General features: G+C 68.7%; 25 protein-coding genes. 11 read left to right on the top strand and 14 right to left on the bottom strand.

Annotated features, from left to right (window positions below; translation table 11 throughout):
- Positions 1-165: 165 nt before the first annotated feature.
- The 5 genes from M1L36_RS12270 (at position 166) to M1L36_RS12250 (ending at position 4,997) form a co-directional block, all read left to right on the top strand.
- Entirely contained in the window at positions 166-1,461 is a 1,296-nt protein-coding gene (locus tag M1L36_RS12270) for an ABC transporter substrate-binding protein (RefSeq protein WP_250874022.1), read from the top strand.
- 3 nt (positions 1,462-1,464) lie between these two features.
- Positions 1,465-2,379: a branched-chain amino acid ABC transporter permease gene (locus tag M1L36_RS12265; protein WP_250874021.1), complete on the top strand. Its 915-nt coding sequence runs from the start codon at positions 1,465-1,467 to the stop codon at positions 2,377-2,379.
- Positions 2,376-3,437, top strand: a complete 1,062-nt coding sequence (locus tag M1L36_RS12260; protein ID WP_250874020.1) for a branched-chain amino acid ABC transporter permease — start codon at positions 2,376-2,378, stop codon at positions 3,435-3,437. Before M1L36_RS12265 ends, M1L36_RS12260 begins: the two co-directional genes overlap by 4 nt.
- The gene (locus M1L36_RS12255) at positions 3,434-4,189 is read left to right on the top strand and encodes an ABC transporter ATP-binding protein (RefSeq protein WP_250874019.1); all 756 of its coding nucleotides are present in this window, start codon (positions 3,434-3,436) and stop codon (positions 4,187-4,189) included. Before M1L36_RS12260 ends, M1L36_RS12255 begins: the two co-directional genes overlap by 4 nt.
- 103 nt (positions 4,190-4,292) lie before the next feature.
- Entirely contained in the window at positions 4,293-4,997 is a 705-nt protein-coding gene (locus M1L36_RS12250; RefSeq protein ID WP_250874018.1) for an ABC transporter ATP-binding protein, read from the top strand.
- An 18-nt stretch (positions 4,998-5,015) separates the two neighbouring features.
- On the opposite strand, the gene M1L36_RS12245 is transcribed toward M1L36_RS12250, so the two are convergent.
- From M1L36_RS12245 to M1L36_RS12235, 3 genes are all read right to left on the bottom strand, one after another.
- The gene (locus M1L36_RS12245) at positions 5,016-5,534 is read right to left on the bottom strand and encodes a GNAT family N-acetyltransferase (protein WP_250874017.1); all 519 of its coding nucleotides are present in this window, start codon (positions 5,532-5,534) and stop codon (positions 5,016-5,018) included.
- Between the two features lie 36 nt (positions 5,535-5,570).
- Positions 5,571-6,410, bottom strand: coding sequence for a VOC family protein (locus M1L36_RS12240; protein ID WP_250874016.1), 840 nt, complete (start codon positions 6,408-6,410; stop codon positions 5,571-5,573).
- 80 nt (positions 6,411-6,490) lie between these two features.
- On the bottom strand, positions 6,491-7,654 hold the full coding sequence (locus M1L36_RS12235; protein WP_250874015.1) for an NAD(P)/FAD-dependent oxidoreductase: 1,164 nt from the start codon (positions 7,652-7,654) through the stop codon (positions 6,491-6,493).
- 139 nt (positions 7,655-7,793) lie between these two features.
- Between M1L36_RS12235 and M1L36_RS12230 the strand changes: the two genes are divergently transcribed.
- Both M1L36_RS12230 and M1L36_RS12225 read left to right on the top strand, forming a co-directional pair.
- Positions 7,794-8,765 carry an ornithine cyclodeaminase family protein gene (locus tag M1L36_RS12230; protein WP_250874014.1) on the top strand — a complete coding sequence of 324 codons (972 nt, stop codon included), beginning with the start codon at positions 7,794-7,796 and terminating at the stop codon, positions 8,763-8,765.
- A 126-nt stretch (positions 8,766-8,891) separates the two neighbouring features.
- A complete protein-coding gene (locus tag M1L36_RS12225) occupies positions 8,892-10,661 on the top strand; it encodes an ArnT family glycosyltransferase (RefSeq protein WP_250874013.1) in 1,770 nt (589 codons plus the stop codon).
- Positions 10,662-10,699: 38 nt separating this feature from the next.
- Here M1L36_RS12225 and M1L36_RS12220 read toward each other — a convergent pair whose 3' ends face one another.
- The 8 genes from M1L36_RS12220 to M1L36_RS12185 all read right to left on the bottom strand — a co-directional run bounded on the left by M1L36_RS12220 (position 10,700) and on the right by M1L36_RS12185 (position 15,848).
- Positions 10,700-11,074, bottom strand: a complete 375-nt coding sequence (locus M1L36_RS12220; protein ID WP_250874012.1) for a DUF7344 domain-containing protein — start codon at positions 11,072-11,074, stop codon at positions 10,700-10,702.
- Between the two features lie 235 nt (positions 11,075-11,309).
- Positions 11,310-11,618: a HalOD1 output domain-containing protein gene (locus M1L36_RS12215; RefSeq protein WP_250874011.1), complete on the bottom strand. Its 309-nt coding sequence runs from the start codon at positions 11,616-11,618 to the stop codon at positions 11,310-11,312.
- A gap of 44 nt (positions 11,619-11,662) precedes the next feature.
- Positions 11,663-11,995, bottom strand: coding sequence for a hypothetical protein (locus M1L36_RS12210; protein WP_250874010.1), 333 nt, complete (start codon positions 11,993-11,995; stop codon positions 11,663-11,665).
- Between the two features lie 257 nt (positions 11,996-12,252).
- On the bottom strand, positions 12,253-13,005 hold the full coding sequence (locus tag M1L36_RS12205) for a GTP cyclohydrolase IIa (RefSeq protein ID WP_250874009.1): 753 nt from the start codon (positions 13,003-13,005) through the stop codon (positions 12,253-12,255).
- 103 nt (positions 13,006-13,108) lie between these two features.
- Positions 13,109-13,705: a riboflavin synthase gene (locus M1L36_RS12200; protein WP_250874008.1), complete on the bottom strand. Its 597-nt coding sequence runs from the start codon at positions 13,703-13,705 to the stop codon at positions 13,109-13,111.
- Between the two features lie 77 nt (positions 13,706-13,782).
- On the bottom strand, positions 13,783-15,156 hold the full coding sequence (locus M1L36_RS12195) for a TIGR00341 family protein (protein ID WP_250874007.1): 1,374 nt from the start codon (positions 15,154-15,156) through the stop codon (positions 13,783-13,785).
- 35 nt (positions 15,157-15,191) lie between these two features.
- Complete coding sequence (locus M1L36_RS12190) at positions 15,192-15,329, bottom strand: hypothetical protein (RefSeq protein WP_250874006.1); 138 nt, start codon at positions 15,327-15,329, stop codon at positions 15,192-15,194.
- A gap of 84 nt (positions 15,330-15,413) precedes the next feature.
- Positions 15,414-15,848, bottom strand: coding sequence for an ester cyclase (locus M1L36_RS12185; RefSeq protein WP_250874005.1), 435 nt, complete (start codon positions 15,846-15,848; stop codon positions 15,414-15,416).
- Positions 15,849-16,099: 251 nt separating this feature from the next.
- On the opposite strand from M1L36_RS12185, the gene M1L36_RS12180 reads away from it, so the two are divergent.
- From M1L36_RS12180 to M1L36_RS12165, 4 genes are all read left to right on the top strand, one after another.
- The gene (locus M1L36_RS12180) at positions 16,100-16,888 is read left to right on the top strand and encodes an HpcH/HpaI aldolase family protein (RefSeq protein WP_250874004.1); all 789 of its coding nucleotides are present in this window, start codon (positions 16,100-16,102) and stop codon (positions 16,886-16,888) included.
- 320 nt (positions 16,889-17,208) lie between these two features.
- Positions 17,209-19,419 (top strand): CARDB domain-containing protein, encoded by a 2,211-nt coding sequence (locus M1L36_RS21585; RefSeq protein ID WP_250874003.1) that lies wholly within the window; start codon positions 17,209-17,211, stop codon positions 19,417-19,419.
- A 90-nt stretch (positions 19,420-19,509) separates the two neighbouring features.
- A complete protein-coding gene (locus M1L36_RS12170) occupies positions 19,510-21,933 on the top strand; it encodes an efflux RND transporter permease subunit (protein WP_369694233.1) in 2,424 nt (807 codons plus the stop codon).
- Positions 21,934-22,313: 380 nt separating this feature from the next.
- Positions 22,314-22,586 (top strand): PadR family transcriptional regulator, encoded by a 273-nt coding sequence (locus M1L36_RS12165; RefSeq protein ID WP_250874063.1) that lies wholly within the window; start codon positions 22,314-22,316, stop codon positions 22,584-22,586.
- Here the strand turns inward: M1L36_RS12165 and M1L36_RS12160 are convergent.
- The 3 genes from M1L36_RS12160 to M1L36_RS12150 are packed head-to-tail and all read right to left on the bottom strand — an operon-like array spanning position 22,556 to position 25,715.
- On the bottom strand, positions 22,556-24,733 hold the full coding sequence (locus M1L36_RS12160) for a type B DNA-directed DNA polymerase (protein WP_250874001.1): 2,178 nt from the start codon (positions 24,731-24,733) through the stop codon (positions 22,556-22,558). The two genes, M1L36_RS12165 and M1L36_RS12160, sit on opposite strands and share 31 nt — an antisense overlap.
- Positions 24,734-24,736: 3 nt before the next feature.
- Positions 24,737-25,051 carry a DUF8156 family protein gene (locus M1L36_RS12155; RefSeq protein WP_250874000.1) on the bottom strand — a complete coding sequence of 105 codons (315 nt, stop codon included), beginning with the start codon at positions 25,049-25,051 and terminating at the stop codon, positions 24,737-24,739.
- Entirely contained in the window at positions 25,038-25,715 is a 678-nt protein-coding gene (locus M1L36_RS12150; protein WP_250873999.1) for a P-loop NTPase family protein, read from the bottom strand. Before M1L36_RS12150 ends, M1L36_RS12155 begins: the two co-directional genes overlap by 14 nt.
- Between the last annotated feature and the right edge of the window lie 70 nt (positions 25,716-25,785).

Raw genomic sequence — 25,785 nt, 5'->3', positions numbered from 1 at the left:
AGCACCGCTGGAGGACGATAACTCCCTCGTCCGGGGTTCACACCGGACATTCTCTCAGTGACGAACATCTAAACAACAATCGAGGAAATCGGGTGACTGCGCGCCGATTTAGAAATTAAATTACACAAAGTTATAACAACCCCTGCTGCAAACTGCTCGAATAACATGGCGTTTGATAACACAGGTCGAAATACGCGTCGGAACTTCCTCAAGGCGGTCGGGGCCGGGGGAGTCGCCGCGACGGCAGGGTGTCTCAGCTTCGGCGACAGCGGCGGGGGGAGTGGGACGATTACGCTCGGGCAGCCGGCGGCCCAGACGGGCGACTGGGACTTCCTCCAGCCGGGTGTCTCGCAGGCGACCGACGTCGCCGTCCAACAGATCAACGACGCCGGCGGCCCGCTCGACCGCGAGATAGAGGTCCAGCGGCGTGACACGGCGGTCAACCCACAGGAGGCGCGCTCGGTGGTGACACAACTCGTCGAGAACGACGACGCGCTGGCGCTGATGGGGCTGTTCTCGAGCGAGATCAACCCGCTGTTCGACTTCCTGCAGGAACAGCAGACGCCCGTCGTCACCCCATGGCCGGGGTCGGGCTACCTCGACACCCGTGGAGGAGACATGGGGACGCCGGACAACATCGACGACGACCAGTGGGTCTGGCGGACCGTCATCGGCGACACGGTCCACACGGCCGGCGGTGCACGCCGGGCGCTGGACGAGGGCAACGACACTCTCGGCGTCATCAACGGGAACTCCGAAGGGGCGCGGAGTTGGGCCGACGGGTTCGTCGCCGCCTACGAGGAGGGTGGTGGCACCGTTGCCCAGCGCGTCGAGGTGAGTCTCGGCCAGTCGAGTTACCAGTCGGCGCTCGACCGGTTGTTCGGCAGCGAGTTCAGCGCGTTCGCGGTGAGCATCCCGCTGGAGGACGCGACGACACTGTTGAGCGACTGGTCGGACGGTGGCTACGGTCGCCAGCCCATCCTCTCGGACCCGCTCGCACAGAACGACCTCGCCTCGCAGGTCGGCGGCGACCTCGACGGAGCCTGGGCAGCGAGTCCGGGACAGGCCGGCCCCAGCTTCGACTCGTTCGTCGAGACCTACGAGCAGGGCGGCGATGCGGAACTCAACGGCTGGACGCCACCGGCCTGGGACGCGATGCACGTGACCGCCCTCGCCATCGAGCGGGCGGGCGAGGCGACGCCCGAGGCGATTCAGCAGAACCTCGGCCCGGTCAGCCGGGACGGTGGCACCGAAGTGACGACGTTCGCCGAGGGGAAGGAGGCGCTGGCGAACGGCGAGGAGATATCGTACCAGGGGGCGGCGACGCCGACGAACTTCACGAACTTCGGGAACGTGTTCGGCCCGGTCGCCATCAACGTCGCCGGCGGCGGCGAGTTCTCCCAGGAGGAGGTCATCCCGGCCGAGGACATCCGTGGCCTCGTCCCGGAGGACGAGTACTGAGCGATGGGGCTCGCACAGAACGTCATCTTCGGGCTGGTGACCGGGTCGTACATCGCCATCGCCGCCATCGGCTTCACGCTCATCTACGGCATCGTGAACATGATCAACTTCGCCTACGGCGAGTACCTCACCATGGGGGCGTTCATCGGCATCCTCACCGTCGGCGTGTTGCCGTTGCCGCTCCCGCTCGCGGCCGTCGTCGCGATGGTGGGTGGCGGGCTCATCAGCCTGCTGCTCGCCCGGCTGTTCTTCACCCCCATCAACCAGACCGGGCCAGTCCCGATGTTGCTCACGTCCATCGGCCTCGGGTTGGTCCTGCGAAACGGCATCCGTCTCACCGCCGGCCAGAGCGCCCGCTACTTCGATACAGAGGCTATCACGTTCCGGTTCGACGGCCTCCCGCCGCTCTCGGTTGGGTCGGTCGACCTGCTCGGTGGGTTCTTCGTCACCTCCGAACAGCTCATCGTCATGGGCTGTGCGGTCGGCGTCTTTCTGCTCGTCCACACGCTGTTGACCAGAACGGACGTCGGGATCGCGATGCGAGCGATGGGCGACAACGAGAACCTCGCTCGCGTCCGGGGCATCGACACCCAGCGCATCCGCGACAGCGTCTGGGTGCTGGCGGGCGTACTGGCCGCACTCGCCGGCGTCCTGCTGGGTATCCAGACGAACGTCAGCGCCGGGACCGGGTTCAGCCAGATCCTCCAGATACTCTCGGCGGCGATTCTCGGCGGGGCGGGGAGTCCCTACGGTGCCATCGCCGGGTCGTACGTCATCGGCCTCGTGTTGGCGCTGTCGACGGCGTTCCTCCCGGCCGGGATGACGGGCATCTCCTCGGCCATCGCCTTTCTCATCCTCATCGGCGTCCTGCTCGTCAAACCGAGCGGGCTGGCCGGCCAGGAGGTGCGTGAGGCGTGAGCGTCAGAGAGCGGTTGTTCGGCGACGGCGAGCGTTCGGGCGGCAGTGCGGAGCGTGCGTTCCTCGTCGGCGGCGTCTGCCTGCTCGTCGCGGCGCTGCTCGTGTTCACGCCGCTGGCCGTCACCGTCCCGGGCAGCTCGTTCGTGTTCATCGAGGTCGGGACCCTGTTCGTCATCTACGGACTGCTCGTCCTCGGGTTGGACCTCCAGTACGGCTACACCGGCCTGGTCAACTTCGGGCACGTCGTCTTCTTCGCCGTCGGCGCGTACACGGTCGCGATGCTCTCGGCGGAGGGCTCGTTCGCGGGCGTCGCACTCGGTCTCCCGTGGCTGCTGGCGCTCCCCGTGGGTGTCGTCGCCGCCGCGGTCCTCGGTGCCATCGTCGGGACGACGTCGCTCCGACTTCGCGACGACTTCCTCGCCATCGTCACGCTCGCGACCGCCGAGATATTCCACACGCTGTTCGTCAACTTCCGTGGCGTCTTCGGCGGCAACGTCGGCATCCTGGGCGTCCCTCAGCCCATCGCCGACCTCGCCGCCGACAGCGACACCGCTCAGATAGCGACGCTCGTCCTGTTCGGTGGCGTGACGATCATCGCGCTGGGGTTCATGACCCGACTGACCGGGTCGCCGTACGGGCGCGTCCTGCGGGCGATTCGGGCGGACGAGCTCGTGACCCGCTCGGTCGGGAAGTCGACGTTCAGCTACAAGATGCAGGCGTTCGTCTACGGCGCCGCCCTCGCGGGCTTCGCCGGCGGCCTGTTCGCGCTGTACAACGGTGCGGTCGCGCCGGGCTTCTTCACCATCCAGGTGACGGTCACCATCTGGATCGGGATGCTGCTCGGCGGGGCGTCGAACCACCGGGCCGTCCTCGGTGGACTGGCCATCATCATGGGGCTCCGGCTGCTCTCGCGGTTCGCCCTCGAGGTCACGCCGGTGTCGGCGGACGCGTTCGCGTCCATCCGGCTCATCGCCGTCGGCCTCATCCTCGTGCTCGTCATCCGATACCGGCCGGCCGGTATCTGGGGCGACGAGCGTGAACTGGGGGTGGACTCGTGAGCCTGCTCGACGTCGACGGACTGGTGAAGGACTTCGGTGGGCTTCGTGCCCTCGACGACCTCTCGGTCTCGGTCGACCGTGGCGAACTCGTCGGCGTGATGGGGCCCAACGGGGCCGGGAAGTCGACGTTCTTCAACTGCGTCAGCGGCGTCGTCGCACCGGACGCCGGAACGGTCCGGTTCGACGGCGAGGACGTCACCGGCGACGCTCCCGAATCACTGGCGAAGACCGGTCTCGTCCGGACGTTCCAGCGGACGCGCGAACTGGAGACGATGACCGTCCGCGACAACGTCCGACTGGCAGCGCCCGACCAGCGCGGCGAACGGGCGCTCCCCGCGCTGTTGCGGACCTCGGGGATGCGCGAGGAGGAGCAGGCGGTCCGGGACCGGGCCGACGAACTCATCGAGGCGTTCGAACTCGACCACCTGAAAGATGAGTACAGCGGGGCGCTCTCGGGTGGCCAGCGCAAGCTGCTGGAGCTGGCCCGCGTGTTGATGCTCGACCCGGAGGTGCTGTTGCTCGACGAGCCGTTCGCGGGCGTCAACCCGACCCTGACGAACGAGATCGCTGGCCGCATCGCCGACCTCAACGACGAGGGGATGACCGTCGTCATCATCGAACACGAACTGGAGACGCTGACCGAACTGGTCGACCGCCTCGTCGTCCTCGAACAGGGGAGCCTCCTCGTCGAGGGCGAGCCTGCGGCGGTGTTGGCAGACGAACGCGTCATCGAAGCCTACCTCGGGGAATGAGCATGGACGAACACAGACACCGAGAGAGTCGCCGTATCGTCGCTGAAACACGGTGGGTACGGGTACACGCCCCGTCGAACGCGGCCCCCGGAGGTGACCACCGATGAGCCTGCTCGACGTCTCGAACCTGGACGCCGGCTACGGCGACCTGCAGGTGCTCTCCGACGTCGACCTCACCGTCGACCGGGGGGAGTACGTCGCCATCGTCGGGCCGAACGGGGCCGGGAAGTCGACGGCGATGAAGTCCGTCTTCGGCATCGCCGACCGACAGGGCGGATCCATCACCTTCGACGGCACCGACATCACGGCACACTCCCCCGAGCGGGTCATCCACGAGGGGTTGAGCTACGTTCCCCAGACCGAGAACGTGTTCCCGTCGCTCACCGTCGACGAGAACCTCCGACTGGGTGGGTACATCCTCGACGACGTGCCCGAGTCGCGTCGCGAAGCTATCTTCGAGCGGTTCCCGGTGTTGGCCGACCGTGGCGAGCAGGTCGCGGGGACGCTCTCGGGGGGCCAACAGCAGATGCTCGCGATGGGCTGTGCGCTGATGCTCGACCCCGACCTAGTGTTGCTCGACGAACCGTCGGCGGGTCTCGCGCCGGACCTCGTCGACGAGATGTTCGACCGCATCGACGATATCAACGAGATGGGGACGGCCGTACTCATCGTCGAGCAGAACGCGAAGGAGGCGCTCCGGCGCTGTGACCGTGGGTACGTCCTCGCGAACGGCGAGAACCGCTACGAGGGTGGCGGCGACGAGTTGCTGAACGACGAGGAGGTCAGACGACAGTTCCTCGGCGGGTAGCGAGCCTCCCCGACTGGCTCACCCGTCGACGTTGCTCGTCATCGAGTACTGCCGTGTCTCGAAGCCGAGCTTCTCGTAGAACGCGATGGCACGGTCGTTCCCGACGTCGACGTCGAGCGTGAGTTCGTCACAGCCTACCTCCCGCGCCCACGTTCTGGCCCGCTCAACCAACTCGCGGGCGATGTCCGTCCCGCGATACGACTCCCGAACGTAGATGTCGGTGACGAGCAGGCGGTCGGGGCGGTCGAAGACGCTCGGGGCCTCGTCGAGAGTGGCCGCGACGAAGCCGACCAGCTCACCGTCCGTGGTGGCGAGGTCCACGTCTCCGGGCGCGCCGTCGACTGCCACCCACGTCCGACGGCCCGCCGACTCCAGGCGGTCGACGCGGAACGCGAGTTCCTCGGCGACGATGTCGACGTCCTCGGCGAGCGCGAAGTCGTCGAGGAGCATTTCGAACTCGCGGTTGTACGGCAGCCAGAGTTCCTCGAGATAGCGACGGACGGCGGCCTCCTCCGAGACCAGTCGGACGACGTTCATGCCCTCTCGTGATGGGGGTGGCCTTTGTAGCTGTGGTCAGCGTGTCGCGTCGACGAGCCCGAGGTACGGACACCCTACGGGTTCGGTCAGTCCCAGCCACCGAACCTCACGGTCGCCGAACGGGGCTGCCCGGCCGACGTCGAACCGCCCGTCGGCCCGAGCGTCGAGACCGAGGAGGTACGCGACCGGCAGCGGCCCGAACCGGTCGAGTCGGTCGGCGAGCCACCCGTCCGACGTCGGTTCGGCCAGTGCGACCGGCGTCCCGGGGAAGCGAGCCACTGACGCGTCGAACGGCGAGGGGACGCCGCGCTCGACCCCGCGCAGGTCGAACGCGGTCTCGAACCGCTCGATAGCCGCCTCCAGATTGGCGACCGCGAGCACGACCGTCTCCACGCCACGAATCGCTGACGCACCCAGGTCGCCGGTCGGCCGGACGCGCCGCTCGCGTGGCGTCCGGTCGCTGATGAGGAACGGCAACGTGTGGCCGGGGTCGCCCCCGCCGAGGAACGTGAGGTCCCACTCGACGAGCGTGCCGTCCGGGCGCTCGCGTTCGTACTCGTGCGGGCCGTCGATGGCGACGCCACGCTCGCGGAGCGTCTCGCTCGCCGCCTCGATGTCGTCGACGCCGACTGCCCACGCACACGGCCCGCCGTCGGCGCGAATCGGGTCGTTCCACCACGGTGACGCCGTGTTCGACGCTTCGGTCGAGACGAGTTCAACGTAGCTCCCGTCGCGAAAGCCGACGACCGACATGTGGGTGACGCCGTTCGAGTGCGCCCCGCCGTACTCCGCGGGGAGGCCGGCGCTCGCGAAGGCCGCGTCGAGTGCGTCGAGGTCGGCACCGGCGACGGTGACGTGGTCCACGGTCAGGTCCATGCTGGTGGGTCGGGGAGCGACGGGATGGTCGTACCGGCCGTCGAGTCGTGGCCGTCGCACTCCGCCGGTCGCGAGACTTCTCAGGCGACGTTCTGCTCGGTGAGGTGGCCATCACTAGCGTCGAACCGGTCACTCGACAGTACGTCGACGTCGACGAGCGACGTCGCACCGTCGACACAGAGTTCGGCGACCAACTGTCCGGTCGCAGGGGCGTGCTGGAAGCCGTGGCCCGAGAAGCCGGCGGCTGTCACGAGTCCCGGCATCGTCTCCTCGAGGATGGGGTGGTGGTCGGGCGTCACGGCGTACAGGCCGGCCCACCCGCGTCTGATGCGTGAGTCGCCGTCGAAGTACCCCGCCGCGTCGGCGGCGCGTTCGACGGCCGTCGCGGCCCACTCGATGTCCATCGACTCGCTGTACCCCTCCGTGTCCACGTCCGGGTCGGTGCTCCCGAAGTGCCCGCCGACCAGCGCGGTCCCCTCCCGCTCGGGGCGGAAGTACGACCCCGTCTCGAGGTCGATGGTGAGTGGGACGTCCTCGGCGAGGTGCGTGCTCGGGTCGACGACGGCGATCTGCCGTCGTCGCGGGCGAATCGGGAGGTCGACGTCGGCCATCGCGGCGAGGCGACGTGCCCACGCGCCAGCGGCGTTGACGACGAACTCTGCCTCCAGCGGGCCGTCCTCGGTCTCGACGCCCGTGACGACTCGCTTCCCGGCTCGCTCGTCGGTGTGCAGGTCCGTGACGGCGGTCTTGGTGCGGATGTCGGCACCCGCCTCCCGGGCCGCTCCGGCGAACCCCTGGACGGCGAGGTTCGGGTCGGCGTAGCCGTCCGCGGCGTTGAACGTCGCGCCGACGAACTGCTCGGCGTGGAGTTCCGGACAGTGCTCGGTCGCCTCCGCGGGCGTGAGGAACTCGCTGTCGACGCCGAGGTCGTTCTGCATCGCGACGTTCTCGCGGAACTGCTCGGCGGTCGCCTCGCTCCGGGCGAGGAAGAGATAGCCGTGACGCCGGTAGCCCATGTCGACGCCGAAGCGCGCTTCGAAGCTGTCCCACACCTCGCGACTCGCCAGCGAGAGTTCGACGTTGACCGCCGTCGAGAACTGCGAGCGGATTCCCCCCGCCGACCGGGCCGTGCTCTCCGTCCCGAGCGCCCCCCGTTCACAGAGCGTGACGTCCGCTCCTGCCCGAGCGAGCGAGTACGCCGAGGCGAGACCGACGATACCACCCCCCACGACAACGACGTTCATACTCGCTCGGTCGGGAGGGGTGGCGAATAAACCTACGCCGACCTGTCGGCATGAAGACCGGAGTCCCGTTCTCGCCGCTCGGACCGCTCCGAACGGGCGGCCCCACAACACCTAACGGACGTGCCTCGGAACGGGTCGCATGGTACTGACTCTCTCGGACGAGGACGTGGACGCGGTCCTCGACCTCCCGTCGGTCGCCGACGCGGTCGAACGGGCGCTGGTCGAACAGACGGCGGGCAACGTCGAGCGTCCCCACCGACCGCACTACCCCATCGGCGAGGGCATCGAGTCGGAGGAGGCGCTGGGGACGGGACTCGCGATGCCCGCGTACATCCACGGCGACCCCTACTTCTCGACCAAACTCGCGAGCGTCTTCCCCGGCAACGACGAGCGGGGGCTGCCGTCGCTCCACGCACAACTCGTCCTCGGCGACGCCGGGACGGGCGAGCCACTCGCATTCCTGAACGCGACTCGGCTGACGAACGCGCGAACGGGGTGCATCGGTGGGTTAGCCGCCCGCGAACTCGCGACCGACCCCGTCCGCGTTGGCGTCGTCGGGGCCGGTGCGCAGGCCCGCTGGCAGACGCGTGCCATCGCCGCACTGTGTGACGTGGCGTCGGTCTCGGTGTACTCCCCGAGCGACTCGAAACACGACTGTGCGGCGGCGCTCCGGGAGGACGGTCTCGACGCGACGGCAGTGGCGTCGGCCGAGGAGGCCGTCGAGGACGCGACGGTGGTCGTCACCGCGACGACGAGTTCGACGCCCGTCTTCCCCGCCGAGGCGCTCTCGCCGGGGACGCTGGTGGTCGCGGTGGGGGCGTACACCGCCGAGATGCAGGAACTCGAACCGGCGGTGTTCGACCGCGCGGCACGGGTGTTCGCCGACGTCCCCGAGGAGGTGGCCGCCATCGGCGACGTCGCAGCGACCGACCTCGGCGTCGATGACCTCGTCCCGATGGGGTCGCTGTTCGACGGGTCGAGCGGTCGCGAGTCGGCCGAGGAGGTACTGGTCGTCGACAGCGTGGGGAGCGCCGTCTTCGACGTGGCCGCCGCGAGCGTCCTCTACGACGCCGCCCACGAGGCGGGACTCGGTACGGAACTCTCGCTGTGAACTGAGACCAGCACCGCCGCGGTCGACGCGGCCGCCGACGAGAAGTCGCCGCCGAGCGTCGTGTCGACAGCGGTATAAGACGCAGACGAGAACCGACGTGTTCGAGTCGTGTTACGAGAGACTCGCGTGGCGGGAGCCGCGCGCAGCGTTTGTCGGCGAGCGAGACGACAGGTCCGACGTGACCTCCGCGAGGACCCCTACCTCCTGTACGTGTTGTGTTCGGCGGCCGTGCTCGCGGGGTTCTGGTTCTGGCATCTGGCCCCGAACTTCGCGACGCGCGACGAGCGCGACCGGTTGCTCGACGTGCTGGTCGCGTACGGGACCGTCGTCGACGACCCCAGCGTCGCCTCCTTACAAGAGGGCGTGACGTGGGGGCGGACGGCGTTCGCGGGGACGTTCTACCTCTACGCCGTCGTGTTGCTGCCCGTCGTCGCGGCGACGCTCCTGCTCGGTCGTGTCGACGTCCTCACCGGGTTCGTCTCCCCGGACGACAGCTTCCGGTACTGGCAGCTCTGGCACGACACGCCGGAGTGGTTCTGGATGGCGTGTATCGTCCTCGCTCGCCTCGCGAACGTCGCCTTCGCCGTGGGTGCCGTCTACGTCACCTACCGTATCGGGACGACGATTCGCGACCGGCCGACCGGCCGCCTGGCGGCGGTGCTCCTGACGGTCACGTTCGGGTTCCTGGTCCTCGCTCACGAGGCCGGCGAGGACGTGCCGGCGCTGTTCTTCTTCCTGCTCGCGTTCTACTACACGGTCCAGTACACGGAGACGGGCGCGCCCCGCCGGTTCCTCGCGGGGTGTCTCACCGGGGCCCTCGCCATCGCGTTCAAACTCACCGCTGCACCAATCGTCGTCGTCCTCGTCGTCGGCTACGCCCTCCGCGTCCACACGACCGGGAACTACCGCCCGGCGCTGGGTCACGCGAAGGTGCTCGTCGCTGGGGGAGCGCTCGGTGCGGTGACCATCGTCCTCTGTTTCCCCAGCGTGCTCGTCTCGGCGAGTTTCGACCCGCTTGTCGACCGCGTGCTCGGGGAGTCGGTCGGCCGGACCTACAGCGAGACCGGACCGGACGCGCCGGTCTGGTGGTGGTTCCTCCGTGGCTACGTCAACGGCCTCGGACTGCCGCTGTTCGTGGGGAGCGTCGTCGGCGTCCTCGCCAGCGTCCGCAGCGTCGGTCGGCGGACGACCGCCGCCGGCGTCACGCTCGCGCTGGTCGGCCTCGGGAGCTACCTCCTGTTGTTCTCCCAGTGGCACGACTTCCGCGTCCACCACCTGCTGCCGACGTTCCCGTTGCTCGCCGTGGTGCTCGCGAGTTCGCTCTCCCGGCTGCGGGTGCGTCGGCCGTCCGTCGCGCGCGCCCTCGTCGCGTGTCTGGTGCTCACCAGCGGCGCGTACGCCGCCGTCGGCACCGCCGGCTACGCCTCCCAACCGCGCGACGCGGCCGTCACGTGGCTCGATGCGAACGCGTCACCGAACGCGACGCTCGGCGTCTCGCGCAACGACTTCCAGGACACCGCCATCCCACACGGGATGGCCGTCGAGCGCTTTCACGACGACGACCGGGCCGGCGTCGACGTCGACCCGTGTCCGACGTACCTCCAGGTCACGCGCCGGGACCTCCTGAACCTCAGAGAGGAGTTCCGTTTCGGGTACGACCCGGAGCGAGCCTCGTACCTCGAGAACCTGGTCGCCGGGCAGTACAACTACGAACTCGTCGAGGAGTTCGGCCCCCGACCGCCGGCGTTCGTCCCCCAGCGACCCACTCCCGGGTCGCTGTCGGACCTCGTCCCGCTGGGGGTCGTCCCGCGGGTCGACCAGTACGGTGACGAACAGGAACTCGGCCCCAATCAGTACACGGCGATTCTCGAACGGACCGGTGCCTGCGGTCTCTGAGTCGGTTCTGTGACGGTTCTGTGACGATTCGGTCGCGCTCAGGCGTTGAGCGAGACCTGCTCGACCGACGCCTCCGAGCAGTCGAGGGACTCGCCGAGGTACGCGCCCACCGCCGAGAGGTTCTCGCCCGGCGTCACGACCATCGCGTCGTGGTCGAAGTCGACGACGTCCTCGTCGGCGAGTTTCGGGAGCGTACAGTGGTACAGTCGGGTGGCGAGACGGTCCGTGTGATTCTCGACCTGCGCACCGTCCGGAGCGAGGGTCGGGTCGAGCCGGACGAGCTCTGCGGCCAGCGTCTCGACGTCCCACGTCCGCTCCGCTTCGAGCAGGAGGGTGATGACCTGACAGCGCGTCTTCGTCCCCAACAGCGAGTGCACCGTCGTCGTCGAGATGCCGAAATCGGCGTCGTTCATGCTAGTAAGACAGACAGGCAGGTCCGTAACGTCTTCACCCAAAGAGATTGGTGTGTGGGTGACTGACTCTCGTCGCACTCCTCGAACCTCTTCTCGGGAACGAGCGCGTGTGGCGTGTCACCCCTCGAATCGACGGGTTCCGCCGCGAGTGGCACCCGTTGGGACGGCAGGGCGTCGTGGCCGTCGGAGGGGAGTGTCGTCCCACGAGCGTCCGCGACACGCGACGGTGGAGACGTTACTCCGATTCGGCGGTCTCCTGTACCACGACGTACCCCTCGTCGGAGAGCGTGACGAGGCGCTCACAGAACCGGAAGACGACCGCAGCCGTCTGGTCTCCGCGCTCGGACGGCTGTCGGAACAGCTGTTCGAGTGCGTGTGGACTCGTCGCACTGTAGAGTGTCTCCGGGAGCGACTCGGGGGCACGCTCGGTCGCGTCGGCGACAGCCTGGACGACGGCGTCGCACGGCGACTCGTCGTCGGCGACTGTCCGAACGAAGCCCACGTCGGGGTCGTGGCGGGTCTCTCTCTGGTCGTGGTCACTCATGGTTCGTGTCGTGTCGGCCGAAGTGGCTCGAAACGTCGGTGTCGCTAGTTCGGCAGCTCCTCCTCGTGCTCCTCTAAGAGCGTGAGCATCGGGGCGACGTCGTCGAACGCCTGGCCCCGGTACACTACACCTCGACTCCGATTCCAACCGATGAGCTCCTCGTCCGCCAGCTTCGGGAGCTGGACGTGTTGGAACTCGAGTTCGAGGTCGGTCGCGGAACCGGTCGTCTCACGGCCGCTGAGCAGTGTGTCCAGCGTAATTTCGGGGTGCGCCGGGGTCGTCTCCTCGGCGACGTCCTGGAGGATCTGTCGGCGGTGGTCGTCGCTCAGTATCTCGAACGTCGTTTCCAGCGATATCGCGGGGGTAGTCTGGGACATTGTGGGCACGTATCACGGGTCCGACGGACACTCGGTGGTCCCGCGCTCCGGACACGCGGAAAGGAACAGGCAGTTCAGGCGGCCCCTTCATAATCGGGGCGCGAGCACACGGTGTGTGGTGACTCCGCTTGGGAAATCGCAGTGAGTCACACGGAAAACAGTTGGTTCTGTCGCGAGACACTGTTCGGTACTTGAGAGTGAGCTATCCGAAAGTAGCACACTGGCCGAATCCGGGGAGACACCGGTAGCGTCGGTCGTCAGTCTCTAGCCATCGTGATTCGAACCGTTTCCTTCCGACACCGTTCGAGGCCGTGTTTGGCAGCCATCCCCGCCTCTGTCGCCGTCGCCCCCGTTCCGACGCCGACCTGTAACGTGACTCCGGTCGCCTCACGGACGTGTTCGAGCGCTTCGCGGTAGGCGACTTGCGGAAGCGATGGGCAGAGCGCGACGACGTTGTCTCCCCCGACGAAGAACGACAGCGCGCCGTGGGCAGTGTAGAGGTGGTCCATCAGCGAGGAGTACCCCCGTTCGATGGTTCGGTACGTCTCGAACGCACCCATCCGGTCCGTGTACCGCCCGGTCACGTCAATGACGTCGAAGTGGGCAACCGAGAGGTGCTGGTCGGTCGAGGGCGGGGCCGACGTGCCAGCGACGACCATCTCTCGGTTGGGAGACTGTGCGCCGCCCGCCGACTGCATCAGCGCGGAGGCGTCGTCGACCGCTTCCTTCGGGGTTGCTCCCGTCCCAATCGCCATGCTCGTCGTGACGGGGTACTGGACGGCGAGCGACGATTGAATCTCGGCGTGCGCCTCGCGACCGATGCCGTTTGTGACGCTGATCATATTGTCTCCGCGGGTGTAGAACGCGTAGCCATTACGGTGACCTACTGCCTCCGCGAGGTCGGCGTACAGCCGTGCCTGGAGGGCCTGGAGGCACATCTCCGCTCGTGGCTCCGGCGTCACCGTCCACGGGCCGTAGTTGTCGAGCTGGACCAACGTCGTCTGTATCACACGTGTACCTCCAGGCGACGGGCGTTCGCCGAGGCGTCGGTGGTGACACTTCGGCAGTCGGCATCACGTATCGCCACCGACTGCGTGGAGCACATCGTTCGTTTCATGTCGCTCCGACTGTCTGTTGGCGTTCGACGTACTTCGCCAGCACGTCCGCTTCGAAGTGGACCGGGTCGCCGACCGCTTTCTCCGAGAGGGTCGTCTTCGCGTTCGTCTGTGGGATAATCGCGAGCGTGAACGTCTCTTCGGTGAGGTCGGCGACGGTCAGACTGATTCCGTCCACAGCGACCGCTCCCTTCTCGACGAGGTACTGCTCGTACCCGTCGGGAATCGCGACGGTGAGCAGTCGGTCGTCGTTGTCGCCTCGCTCCTCGATGGCGACGACCTCCGTCGTCGTGTCGGTCGTCCCCTTGACGACGTGGCCGTCGAACCGTCCGTCCGCCGAGAGCGGACGTTCGATGTTCACGGCCGCTCCCGGTCGAAGTGACGCGAGATACGTCCGTTCGACGGTCTCTGCCGAGAGGTACGCTTCGAACCAGCCGTCGCCGACGGCTTCCGCGGTCAGACAGACACCGCTGACGGCGACGCTGTCGTCGACGGCGAGGTCTGTGACCGGCGCTTCGACGACGACTCGACAGCCGCTCGTCTCGGGGGTGACCGCCACGATTCGTCCGACTTCTTCGACGAGTCCAGTGTACATCGTATCTGGTCAGACCTGACTGGTTCACAAATGTGTTACGCTACTCACTTCTGATATGAGAGGTCGTTCGTCCTCGTCTACGTGGCGACGGTCGTGAGTCGTCGGTCCGCCAGCGACGTGGGGGAGGACTCAGCCACCCGTCCGAACGGCGGGTCGGGCGGTTCGGACTCGGAGACCTCCGCCTCGACGAACCCCATCCGGACGACGACGTCCCGCCCCAACTGCTCGGTCAGGTGGTCGTCGAGGCGCTGGGCCAGGTCCGGTGGTGCCTGGACGTCCCTCGGGATGCCGATGAGGACGTCGACCTCGGGTTCGTTCCCGAGCACGAGGTCGACGGGTTCGTACGCCACCTCGACGGAGACGAGTTCGACGCCCTCGGCGTCGACCCGGTCGAACTCCTGTTGGATCTCGTTCTGGGCCTGGGCCGCGTAGGACTCGGTCTGGAACGTCGTCCAGGTGACGGCCCCGAGGACGACCGAGAGGACGACGATGCCGACGGCGATGACGGCGATGCGCGAGACGACCGACCGGCGAACGCCCTCGACCTGGTCGGCGTCGAGCGGTCTGAACCCGGCGAGGTAGAACAGGACGAGCGCCGAGAGGTTGATGGCCAGCAGGTTGACCAGCACGAGGACGCTCGCGCCGACGGCGACGCCGAAGGGGCCGAACGCGAGGCCGAGGCCGGCGGTGGCGGCGGGGGGGATGAGCGCGACGGCGATGGCGACGCCGACGAGCGTCGACCCGGACCCGCGCATGATGCTGATGGCCCCGGCGAGTCCGGACCCGAGCGCGAGGAACAGCGAGAGGAAGTTCGGGTTCGTCCGCTCGACGATCTGGGGGACGGTGAGGATGTCGAGGTCCGGCGGGATGAGGATGGTGAACTGGAGCAGCCAGCCCATCACCGCGCCGGTCGCGATGGCTGCGAGGAGGCCGACGACCTGGAGTCTGACCCCTCGGGCGGCCATGCGCTGGTCGTCGAGGACGGTCCCGACGCTGGCGGAGATGGCCGGCCCCATCAGCGGCGCGACGACCATCGCCCCGATGATGGTCGCCGCCGAGTCGAGCAACAGCCCCGTCGTCGCGATGACGGTGCTCAACACGAGGAAGGCGAAGAACGTCGAGTTCGCCGGCGCGAGGTCCTCCGCCCGGGCGTACAGCTCCTCCCGCGAGATACGTAGCCCCGGATACCGCTCGATGAGCGCCGTGAGACGCTGTGAGACGACGGTCTCGGGGGCGAGGACGATGGTGTAGGAGTCCTCGCGGATGCCCGCGTCGGTCAGCCGTTCGAGCACCGGTTCGACGCCGCTCGGCGGGACCGGGAACTGCACCATCGCCTCGAAATCCCCCCGCCCGATCTCCTCGAAGGCGGCGTAGTCTATCCCCTCGTCGTCGAGGGTCTCGAGGACGTGCTCTCGTGCCCCCTCCGGAATCAGTACCTGTACGAGCCGCATACGCCCCGTAGGGCACAAAGATAGATAAGTTGACACTAGCGGACGGGGTCGTCGCCGCCCGAGCGAGTATCCGGGAGGCTGGTGCTCGGCGAACGGGCCGCACCGACGCGTTCGCGGGCTTCCTCGTCATCTTCGTCGGGGTCCTCCTGTCGAACGTCGACGACGTGAGACACCTCACCGGCCGACTCCGAACGCGGTTCGCCCCGGTGCGGTCGCTCGCGCGTCGGTCCTCCGCGACCGAAAAATCGGGTGTCGGGTCACCGCATCGGCGACTCGACGACCCCGAGTTGCCGGAGCATCCCGAGCATGTCCGGGAGTATCCACCGTTCGGCGATCCGGCCGTCCTCCAGTCGTGTGAACACCATGTTCTCGACCTCGAAGGACTCGCCTGTCGGCGCGATGTCCATGAAATCACCGTCGTGCGTGCCGCTGAGCGTCACGCGCATGGCGACGGTGTCGTCTCCTGCGACGACGTCGTCGACGGTCGCCGTGAAGTCCGAGAACCCGCCGACGAACTCCTCCAGTCCCTCTCGGATGGACGCCCGGCCTCGCCGCTCGTCGACCGGACTGTGTTCGACGGCGTCCTCGGTGTACACCTCGTCCACGAGGTCGAACCGTCGTTCGGTGGCGATGTCTTCGGGGACCCGCCGTGCGATTCGTACGTTCTCCGTCGTGCTTGTCGTGGCTGCCATCGGTCCTCACCCTGTCGCACTCGGCACGACGTCTCTCCCCCTCGCGGCGTGTCGGCGGAGCGAGCGCAGTCGTCCACTACGACTTCAGTGTGCTAAATGTTGTCGAACAGCATACTTTCGGGGGCGTCGTTTCCACCGCCGTCACGTGGTGTCGCCACCCCGACTCCACCCCGTCCCCTCCCCGTCGCGGACGGTCTCGTCGAACTGGTGGTTCGCCAACAGCTATCGACACTGCTGTTCATCCACTCCTCATGACACGAGCGAACGAGAACGGTCTTCGACGAATCGTCGAGGACGGTGACACCGCCTTCGGCGTGCTCGACGGTCTCTACAGCCCAGCACTCGTCGAGTTGTACGGTGAGTTCAGCTTCGACTTCGTATGGCTGGACCTCGAACACGCGGGGCCGAGCGTCTACGACGCGCCGACGCTCGAACACCTGCTGCGTGCGGCCGACGCCACCGACACGGAACTGCTCGTCCGCCTGCCGTCGCCCGACCCGGCGATGGTCCGGAAGGTGCTCGACGCCGGCGTCAGGACGGCGTTCGTCTCGCGCGTGGAGACGGCCGAGGAGGCCCGCCGGGTCGTCGAAGCCGCCCGGTTCACCTACGACGGCGGCCCGGGCCAGCGCGGGATGGCCGCCCCCCGAGCACGACGCTGGGGACACGTCGAGGACTACCCGACCGTCGAGGACCGCGAGACGCTGCTCGGTGTCACCGTCGAGTCGCTGCGGGCCGTCGAGCACCTCGACGACATCCTCGCGGTCCCCGAGTTGGGGTTCGTCTTCGTCGGTCCGCTCGACCTCTCGGTGTCGACGGGCCACCCCGGACAGGTCGACCACCCCGACGTCGAGGCGGCCGTCGAGACGGTCCGGGACCGCTGTCTCGACGCGGGCGTCCCCGTCGGGAACCTCACCTTCGGGATGGACGATGTCCACCGGAAGGTCGAGCAGGGCTACCAGATTCTGAACGTCGGTAGCACGATGGCGGCGCTCTCGGAGACGCTCGGCGGGTGGCACGAGCGCTATCGAGACGGAGCCTGATGGCTGTGGGGAACTGCGACCAGCGCTCGGGCGCTCGGGCCGGTGACGGTTCGCGTCCACCGGCGGGGGTACCGACGAGCGTCACCCGCTCGCCGCCCACGCCTCGCTCACTCCCCTCTGTCTGGACACCGCCACGGGTGTGACTAACTGACAGAATAGATGGACGTTACGTCCGGAAGGATACTCCTAACGACCGGGAGGCGGCGATTCTGCGTCGCTCCGAAACTAATAATTCTGTTGTCAAGTTTCTACTCTCTGTGTGGGGGCTGTTATCACGATGGTACTGACGCCGGGGTCGTGCGCGGCGGAGTGGGGAGCGCGTGCGTCGTAACCTCCTGCTCGTCGTCCTCGTCGGTGCGCTCGTGGTACAGGGCGTGGCGACCGGGGTCGGAGGGCCGGCCGACGGTCCTCCCGGTGTGACGACGGCCGACGTCACAGGCGAGGTGGTCGCGACCCAGACGCCGACCGAGACCGGGCCGGAGAACGACTCGGGCAACGAGAACGCCGACGCGTCGGCGACCGCGTCACCGGCGGGACCGCCCTCCGGTACGCCACCGTCGACGGCCGGTACGGAGCCGTCGCAATCGCCGGCCGCGTCGCCGACCTCGGGTGGCGGGCAGGCCGGGCCGTCGGCCCCCGACGGGTCGGCCGCGGGCGAGGCAGCACCGTCGGGGTCGGCCCCCCCGACGGCGACGCCCACGCCGGGCGGCCCTCGAACCGACGCGCAGAACTTCTCGCTCGACGACGTCGACGCCTCGCTCGCCGTCGGGAGCGACGGCACCGTCTCCGGGACCGTCACCAACGACGGCCCGGACGACGTGGAGGACGCCGTCCTCGTCGTCGCCTCGAACGCGAGCGACGTCACGCCCAGACAGTCCGAGGTAGTCCTCGGCGACCTCGACGACGGCGAGTCTGTCGACTTCGACTACCCGGTCGCAGTCCGACCGGGTGTCGCCCCCGGTGACCGGCAGGTGTCGTTCGTCGTCCAGTTCCGGACCGAGGGGGACGAACGGGGACGGAGCGCCCCGCTCGCCGCACAGGTGACCGTCGAGGAGCGCGACGCCGACCTCGCCGTGACGGCCGTCGACTCGACGCTCGAACCGGGCGCGGAGGGGACCGTCTCGCTCACCGTCGAGAACACCGGCGAGGACGCCGACGACGCGGTGCTCTCGCTCCAGTCGCTCGGCAGCGCGGTGCTGTTCGGCGAGTCACCCAACGCGAGCGTCTTCGTCGGCGACTGGCCCGCCGGCGAGACGCGCACGGTCGAGGTGAGCGCGCTCGCCGGTCGTGGGGTCGCCGTCGGCGAGTACCCGGTGCAAGCGTCGCTGTCGTACACCGACACGGAGAACGAACCCGGCCGGGCCGGACCGGTCGCGTTCGGCGTGGCCGTCGGGGAGGCGACCGACGACTTCGAACTCGTCTCGACGGCCGCCGACGTCCCCATCGGCGGGGAGGGGACGGTCGACGTCACGCTCCGCAACGCCGGCGCGGACGCGAGCGAAGCGACCGTCTCGCTCTCCTCGCTCGGCCCCGAACTCGTCGTCGGGCGGGCCGGCAACGCCACGGCGTTCGTCGGCGACTGGCCCGCCGGCGAGGAGCGGACCGTCGCGTTCGACGTGCGGGCGGCGAACGACTCCGAACGGCGGTCGTACCCGCTCCGGACGGCGGTGAGCTACGTCGACGCCGACGGCGATTCGGCCCGGGCCGACCCCGTCACGTTCGGCGTCGAACCGGCCGACGAGCAGGCGTTCTCGCTGGCGAACGCGAGCGGCAACCTCAGCGTCGGCGACGAGGGTCGCCTCACCGTCACGGTTCGCAACGACGGCCCCGGCGACGCCGAGAACGCGGTCGTCCGCCTCCTCGCTCCCGGCGAGAACGTCGAACCGCAGTCGACCGAGGTCGCGGTCGGTAGCCTCGCCGCGGGCGCGTCGACCACCGTCTCGTTCCCCGTCGAGGTGACGACGAGCGCCGACCCCGGCCCCAGACAGTTCTCGTTCGTCGTCGACTACGACGACACGGACGGGACCGCGCGGACGAGCGACCGTCTCCCCGCGCAGGTCGACGTCGGTCCCGAACGCGAGGAGTTCCGCATCGTCCGGCGCAGCGGCCCCGTCGACGTCGGCGGAACCGCGACCGTCACGCTCGAACTCACGAACGAACGGAACGGCACCGTCCGGAACGTCAACGCCAAGGCGTTCGTCGACGACCCGCTGAGCGTCGACCGCGACGAGGCGTTCGTCGCGGAGCTCGCCCCCGGCGAGTCGGTGAACGTCACCTTCGAGGTGAGCGCGAGCGGCGACGCTCCCCCCGGTACCTACCCGTTGAGCGTCGACTTCCAGTACGACACGGCGGCCGGCGACACGAAGCTCTCAGAACCGTACGAGGTGCCCGTCGAAGTGCGGGAGCCCGAGGGCGGCGGCCTGTTCGGCAGCTTATGGGCCGTGCTGGTGGTGCTCGCGCTCTTGCTCGTCGGCGTGGGGGTCGCCGTCACCGTCCGCCGGCAGCGAGACGAGGGCGACGGGGGCGACTGAGTGACCCGCCCCGACCGCTCCGACGCGGCTCACTCGGACGGCGGCACCGACGAGCGTCCCGAGCGCTCCGAACGGCTCTACCAGCGCGCCATCGACCGCGTCGACGACTGGATAACGGAGCGGCCGGTGGCCGTCGTCGTCGCGTTCTTGATGGTGTCGGCGGTGTTCGCCGTCGGGGTCGGCAACATCTCGACCGAGGCCGGCACCGAGCAGTTCACCGAGGACAGCCCCGAGCAGGTGGCGCTCGACCGAGTGAACCAGGAGTTCACCCCCCCGTTCGCGACGACGAACGGGACGACCCAGCTCGTCCAGCAGGGGACGAACGTGCTCGCGAGCGACCAACTGCTGTCGATGCTGACGGTCCAGCGCCGGATGGCCGACCGTCCCTCGATGCGCGTCGCGTCGACGTCGAGCGCCGCGGCCATCGTCGCCCAGACCATCGACCCCGACGCGACGACGCTCGACGCCCAGTACGCCGCCATCGACGGAGCCAGCGAGTCACAGGTCCGCGAGGCCGTCCGACGAGCGGCGGCCACCGACGCCTTCCTCGGGGTCGTCAGCGACGACTTCGACCGCGAGGCGGCCACGGCGTCGGCGACCATCGGCGTCGTCGAACACGACGTCCCTGGGGGGGTCTCCCAGTCGGCGGGCCAGAGCGGCGAGAGTCCACTGACGCCTATCCAGGAGGAGGCCCGGTTCGTCGCGAGCACGGTCGACGCCGACGTCACCGTGTTCGGGGCGGGGATTATCGCCGCCGAGAGCCAGACGGTCATCGGCGACTCGTTGCTCATCGTCGTCCCCGCCGCCGTCGTGCTCATCGTCCTGTTCCTCGTGGTCTCCTATCGCGACCCGCTGGACCTGCTGTTGGGCGTCGTCGCCCTCGCGATGGCGGTGCTCTGGACGTTCGGCTTCCTCGGACTGGCGGGCATCCCGTTCTCGCAGTTGCTCATCGCCGTCCCGCCGCTCTTGCTCGCGGTCGGTATCGACTTCGGCATCCACGCCATCAACCGCTATCGCGAGGAGCGCGTCGCGGGCCGGGCGGTCCGCCCGTCGATGCGGACCGCGACCGACCAACTGCTCGTCGCGTTCTTCATCGTCACCGGGACGACCGTCTTCGGCTTCGCCTCCAACGGCGTCAGCAGACTCGCGCCCATCCGCGACTTCGGGTTCATCGCCGCCGTCGGCATCGTCTTCACGTTCCTCATCTTCGGTCTCTTCCTCCCGGCGACGAAGGTCGCCGTCGACACCCGCAGCGACCGGTGGGGCCTGCCGCGGTTCGGCGAGCGCCCGCTGGGGGCGGAGGGGTCGGCGCTCGCTCGCGTGCTCTCGGTCGGCGTCGTCGTCGCCCGCCGTGCGCCGTACCTGTTTCTCGCTGGTATCGTCGTCCTAACCGCCGGGTCGGCGGTCTACGCGACCGGCGTGGGGACGTCGTTCGACACCGAGGACTTCCTCCCTCCCGACGACGCCCCCGCGTACCTGGAGGCGCTGCCCGAACCGTTCGCACCCGGCGAGTACACCGTCACGGGGACGCTCGACCTGCTCGAATCGAAGTTCGCCTCCGCAGAGGACGACACCGTCACCGTCTACGCCGAAGGGCCGCTGACGGCAGACTACGCGCTCGAATCGCTCCAGCGTGCGAATCGCGACCCGCCCGACTCGTTCGTCGCCGAGAACCGGCGTGCGGAGCCGACGAGCATCCTGACGGTCGTCGACGACTACGCCGCTCGCGACCCCGCGTTCCGGGCACTCGTCGAGCGAAACGACGTCGACGACGACGGCGTCCCCGACGACGACCTCGAACGGATCTACGACGCGCTGTTGGCCTCGCCGGCCCGCGCGCAGGCGCTCCACTACATCGACGAGGAGTACACGAGCACGCAGGTCGTCTACGCCGTCGAGGCCGACGCCGACCAGGCCGAGGTCACGGCCGACGCCCGCGAGATGGCCGACCGCTACCGGCTGGCAGCGACGGCGACCGGGCCCATCGTCGTCTTCGAGGCGACCGCGGACGTCATCCTGGAGTCGACGCTTCGGAGTCTGGCGGTCGCGCTCGTCGCGACGGCGGTGTTTCTGCTCGCCGTCTACCACGTCCTCGAACGGCGGGCGTCGCTGGGGCTGGTCAACCTCGCGCCCATCGTCGTGTCGGTAGCGCTGCTCGCCGGGACGATGCGCCTGCTCGACATCCCGTTCAACGCGCTGACGGCGACCATCCTCGCCATCGCGCTGGGACTCGGCATCGACTACTCCGTCCACGTCGTCCACCGGTTCGTCGACGAGTACCGCCTCACGGGCGACGTGTTCGCCGCGCTCGACCGGACCGTCGCGGGCACCGGCGGCGCGCTCACGGGGAGCATGCTCACCACGGCGTCGGGCATCGGCGTACTCGTGTTCGCTATCTTCCCCGTCCTCGGGCAGTTCGGCGTCCTCGTCGCGCTCACGGTCGTCTACTCCTACGTCACCGCCCTCGTCGTCACGCCCTCGGTGGTGGTCGCGTGGGACGCGCTCGCGAACTGAGCGCTAGCGGCGAGGCTCGGTGGTAAACGGAAGTGGGGCGCGACGGTGACGCCCCCCGACAATGATAGCCAGGCTGTTGCCTACACAGCGCCGTCAGCCAACAGTCATCGCCCCAGGTACATGCGCCTACGTATCGCGGCAAATGTTGGCACGTGCCTCTAGGTGGTCGTCCGACGACCACCTCGTTCGTTCCGAGAGCTTCCCAGATGAAGCATAAAGCACAGCATACGGCCGAAGACAGTCGTGCAACGGTTACTGTTGCGTTCTGTTGAGTGTCTTGGCGGAGTATAACAATACACCGCTGATACCTATAGCGGACCATGTCCACGCCAGACGAAGGTGTCGCAGCCGGGACCGGAGCCAGTGCGAGCAGTCGTTCCATCCACGGGTTGACCGGGTTCCAGCGCGACCTGCTGTACGTCATCGCCGGACTGGACCAGCCGTCGGGCCAGTCCATCAAGGAGGACCTCGAAGCGCAGTCGGGCCAGGAGATTACCCACGGCCGACTCTACCCGAACCTCGACACGGTCGTCGACGCCGGGCTGGTCTCGAAGGGGACCATCGACCGCCGGACGAACTACTACGCCATCACCGACGCCGGCCTCGCGGCGCTCGAGGAGTATCACGCCTGGGGGTCCGACCGACTCGCCTGAGCGCCTCGTGCCTCTCGCTCGCCCCACTCCCCGTCGGTGAGTCGACGGTCCGTCGTCTCGGCGAGCGCCGCGTCGACGTCGGCCTCGCGCCAACCGACCGGCGAGCAGACGCTCTCGGCCGCCCGGACGAGCAGCCCCGCGTAGAACTCGGTGTCGTAGGTCGCGGGAGCTTCGGAGGCCAGCCTCACCCGCTCGGGGGCGGCCGCGTCGTCGTCGACGACGACGTAGCCGACGCTCTCGCCGGGGTGTTTCGCGACGCCTAACGACGCCGACCGCTCCAGTGCGGCGGCGTTACGCGTCGCCTGAACGTACTCGTCGGCCGTCTTCGAGACGCGGTTCTCGACGACTAGCTCCGAGGGGTCGACCGCGCCGTTCCGGAGGTCGGCGAGTCGCGTCGCCAGCCGCGTACACACCGCCTCCGGCGAGCGAGTCCTGTCGAACACCCGGATCAGTTCCCGCTGGACGTCGGCGACGAACGGCGGCGTCGACCGCTGGCGACACTCGATACCCCGGAACTTGTACGCCGCGGGGTCGTCCGTCCGACGGTCGGCCCGCCGGCCGAAGTACTTCGTGAGCGCGCCGGTGTTCGACGTCCGTCGCGGGACGAACGCCACCCAGTCGAACCGCCCCTCGTACTCCAGTCGGATACCGGTCTCGTCGGTGATGGCCGTACAGAGCGCGTCGAGCGGGACCTGAAGCTCGTCCTCACGAGCGGTGACCCACAGCGAGTCGACGATGCCGTGGACGACCCGCCAGCCGTTGCGCTCGAGGGTCGCCTTCGCGTCCAGCAGTATCTCGCGAGCGTAGGCGTTGATGGCCTCGTGACACTCGATTCGACCGAACTTCGCGTTCGAGAACCCCTGGTAGCCGAAACAGCTGACGAGCACCCACTTGATGGCCGCCGACCGCCCTTCGAGGACCGCGCGCTCTTCGGGGTCCGAACAGTCCCGCAGCCGGGCTTTGATGGCGTCGCGGTCGTCGACGAGCGGTTCGAGCACCTCGGGGAGGTAGCCCTGCTCGTCACAGACGGCGTAGTCGAGACCGGGCACGTCCGGTCGTCCGCGATGGCAGTCACACCGTGTCGTCTCGGGACTGACGTTCCGCGTGACGATGACGTTCGGGTAGAGACTGGAGAAGTCGAGTTCGTGGACGTCCTCGTGGACCCCCACCCTCGGGGAGAGCGTCGTCCCTCCGCGGTCGGCGTCGTGGAGTTGGCCGGCGCGCTTGAACTGCTCGTGTCGCCAGGAGTGCCACGGCGTGAGCACGTCGCGAGCCCGTGCCTCCCGGACCTGCATCGCCGTCAGCACGTTGCCGATGGACGCCCAGCCGAGTTCCTGGAGGGGTTTCCCCGACCGCTCGACCATGTCGAGACAGCCCGCGAGGTTCGTCTCCGACCAGAGAAACGAGTTCGAGCGGTCGATTATGACCCGTCCCGGCACCGTGTACCGCGCCGGCGAGTGGCCGACCCGCCCGTAGCTCTCGTACGTCGAGCGCCCCGCCAACTGCTCGAACCCCGGCAGTCGCCCGAGGTGGTAGGCGTCCCCTTCGCCCGGTCGTTCGCCGAGGAGTCGGTTCACCCGTGCGAGCACCGCGGCGGTGTTCACGACCAGCACGTCCGGGTCGCGCTCGGCGATGCGGTCACAGACCGTCGTGGCGAGTGTCCAGTCGTCGCCCGTCACGGTCTCGCTGTCGACGCTCACCTGTCCGAGCGTCTCTCCAGCCAGCGCCCGCGGCGTCGCCTCGATGGCGAGCGTCCGGAGGTCCCGGTCGGGCACCGGCGACAGCCCCTCGTCGAGACAGTGGCGGAACTCCCGGCTGAAGTCGACGTCGTACAGGCGGTAGGTGCCGGGGTCGCCCCACCCCTGGACGGTGTGGGCGACCGGCGTCACGTCGTCGATGGACGCCACGTCGACCCGCAGGGTCTCCTCGACGTCGGAGCGGAACCCGCGGCGGTGGGACTCCAGCACCGTCCGGACGACCCGTGGGTGGCGCTCCAGGTGCTCGCGGACGTCCCCGACGGCGGCGGGGGTCTCGGCGGTGACGTAGAGCGCGGGGGTGTACTCCGTGTCGCGGTCGACGCTCGCACCCGAAGCGGTGGCCGACCAGCGCAGCACGTCGCCGTCGCGGTAGTCGACTTTGAACACCATCGCTCAGCGACCCGATTCCTCCTCCGGGGTCGACTCGTCGCCGTCGACGCCTCGCTCGTTCAGGTCCGTCTCCAGCGTGTCGAGGCGGTCTTCCAGGTCGTCCAGGCGCTTCTCCTGTTCGAGGTCGACCGCGACGAACACCGGGAGGAGCGGCGAGCGGTGGTTGAGGTAGCTGGCGGCGTCGGCGTGCTCGCCGGCGTACTCGAACAGGCGGTCGAGGACGAACTGGTCGTCACGGCGGAGCGCCCGGCGGTAGTCGCTCCAGCGTTCCTCGATGCCCCGCAGCAGGTCGCGGTAGGTCGGGTTAGTTCGCCCCACGCGCCAACACCTCCTGTCTGAGCGCCTCGCGGGCCTGCTGGCGTTCGGCGAGCACCCCGGCCCAGAACGCGATGGTCGTCTGGACGGTCCGCCCGTCGCGGTAGACGAGCGTCTCGAACGCCCCCTCGGAGTCCTCGACGAACCGCGGGCCGTGTCGGGTCGGGACGACCGTCAGCACGCGGTCGGCGCAGGCTTCGACGGCGTCCCCGCTCGCGTGGCGGGTCACCAACACCGGCACGTCCCACTCGTCGGCGAGCGCCCGCAGTCGGTCGAGCGCGCTGGCGAGCATCCGGTCTGCGGCCCCGGCGTCGAGGTCGCCCTCGCGGTACGGGTAGTCGAGTTCGGGGACGACGACGAGTGCCGTCTCGCCGTCGACGCGGGTCGCGAGCGCGTCGAGCAGGCTTCGGTGCTGGTAGGCGGTGAACCCACGGGCGACGTCGATGCGGTCGAGGAAGCGTCGACTCGGTGCGAGGTTCAGCAGGTCGCCCGTGCGGGCGGTGCCGTGACTGTCGACCCACACCGCCTCGCCCTGGCGGATGCAGAGGTGGTCGACGACGAGCGAGTGGACGACGCCGCTGGCGCGGGCCGACCCGTCGAGCAGGGTGACACCCGTGTCGAGCGTCGGGAGCGACGGCACCCCGGCCACGGCCGTGTTGACTGACATACTACAACGGACGAGCCACGTCCCAGATGTAGCTAGGAGGGTCGTTTCCGAAAGTTCCGATACTCACTAC

Origin of the sequence: Halomarina rubra (assembly GCF_023699475.1) — an archaeon.
Lineage (GTDB): Archaea > Halobacteriota > Halobacteria > Halobacteriales > Haloarculaceae > Halomarina > Halomarina rubra.
This window is presented reverse-complemented; position numbering and strand designations above follow the sequence as displayed.

Excerpts from the sequence above, each read along its gene's own strand:
- M1L36_RS12270 (WP_250874022.1), top strand. The coding sequence starts at position 166 with ATGGCGTTTGATAACACAGGTCGAAATACGCGTCGGAACTTCCTCAAG.
- M1L36_RS12265 (WP_250874021.1), top strand. The coding sequence starts at position 1,465 with ATGGGGCTCGCACAGAACGTCATCTTCGGGCTGGTGACCGGGTCGTAC.
- M1L36_RS12250 (WP_250874018.1), top strand. The coding sequence starts at position 4,293 with ATGAGCCTGCTCGACGTCTCGAACCTGGACGCCGGCTACGGCGACCTG.
- M1L36_RS12245 (WP_250874017.1), bottom strand. The coding sequence starts at position 5,534 with ATGAACGTCGTCCGACTGGTCTCGGAGGAGGCCGCCGTCCGTCGCTAT.
- M1L36_RS12240 (WP_250874016.1), bottom strand. The coding sequence starts at position 6,410 with ATGGACCTGACCGTGGACCACGTCACCGTCGCCGGTGCCGACCTCGAC.
- M1L36_RS12235 (WP_250874015.1), bottom strand. The coding sequence starts at position 7,654 with ATGAACGTCGTTGTCGTGGGGGGTGGTATCGTCGGTCTCGCCTCGGCG.
- M1L36_RS12230 (WP_250874014.1), top strand. The coding sequence starts at position 7,794 with ATGGTACTGACTCTCTCGGACGAGGACGTGGACGCGGTCCTCGACCTC.
- M1L36_RS12220 (WP_250874012.1), bottom strand. The coding sequence starts at position 11,074 with ATGAACGACGCCGATTTCGGCATCTCGACGACGACGGTGCACTCGCTG.
- M1L36_RS12215 (WP_250874011.1), bottom strand. The coding sequence starts at position 11,618 with ATGAGTGACCACGACCAGAGAGAGACCCGCCACGACCCCGACGTGGGC.
- M1L36_RS12210 (WP_250874010.1), bottom strand. The coding sequence starts at position 11,995 with ATGTCCCAGACTACCCCCGCGATATCGCTGGAAACGACGTTCGAGATA.
- M1L36_RS12200 (WP_250874008.1), bottom strand. The coding sequence starts at position 13,705 with ATGTACACTGGACTCGTCGAAGAAGTCGGACGAATCGTGGCGGTCACC.
- M1L36_RS12195 (WP_250874007.1), bottom strand. The coding sequence starts at position 15,156 with ATGCGGCTCGTACAGGTACTGATTCCGGAGGGGGCACGAGAGCACGTC.
- M1L36_RS12185 (WP_250874005.1), bottom strand. The coding sequence starts at position 15,848 with ATGGCAGCCACGACAAGCACGACGGAGAACGTACGAATCGCACGGCGG.
- M1L36_RS12180 (WP_250874004.1), top strand. The coding sequence starts at position 16,100 with ATGACACGAGCGAACGAGAACGGTCTTCGACGAATCGTCGAGGACGGT.
- M1L36_RS12160 (WP_250874001.1), bottom strand. The coding sequence starts at position 24,733 with ATGGTGTTCAAAGTCGACTACCGCGACGGCGACGTGCTGCGCTGGTCG.
- M1L36_RS12150 (WP_250873999.1), bottom strand. The coding sequence starts at position 25,715 with ATGTCAGTCAACACGGCCGTGGCCGGGGTGCCGTCGCTCCCGACGCTC.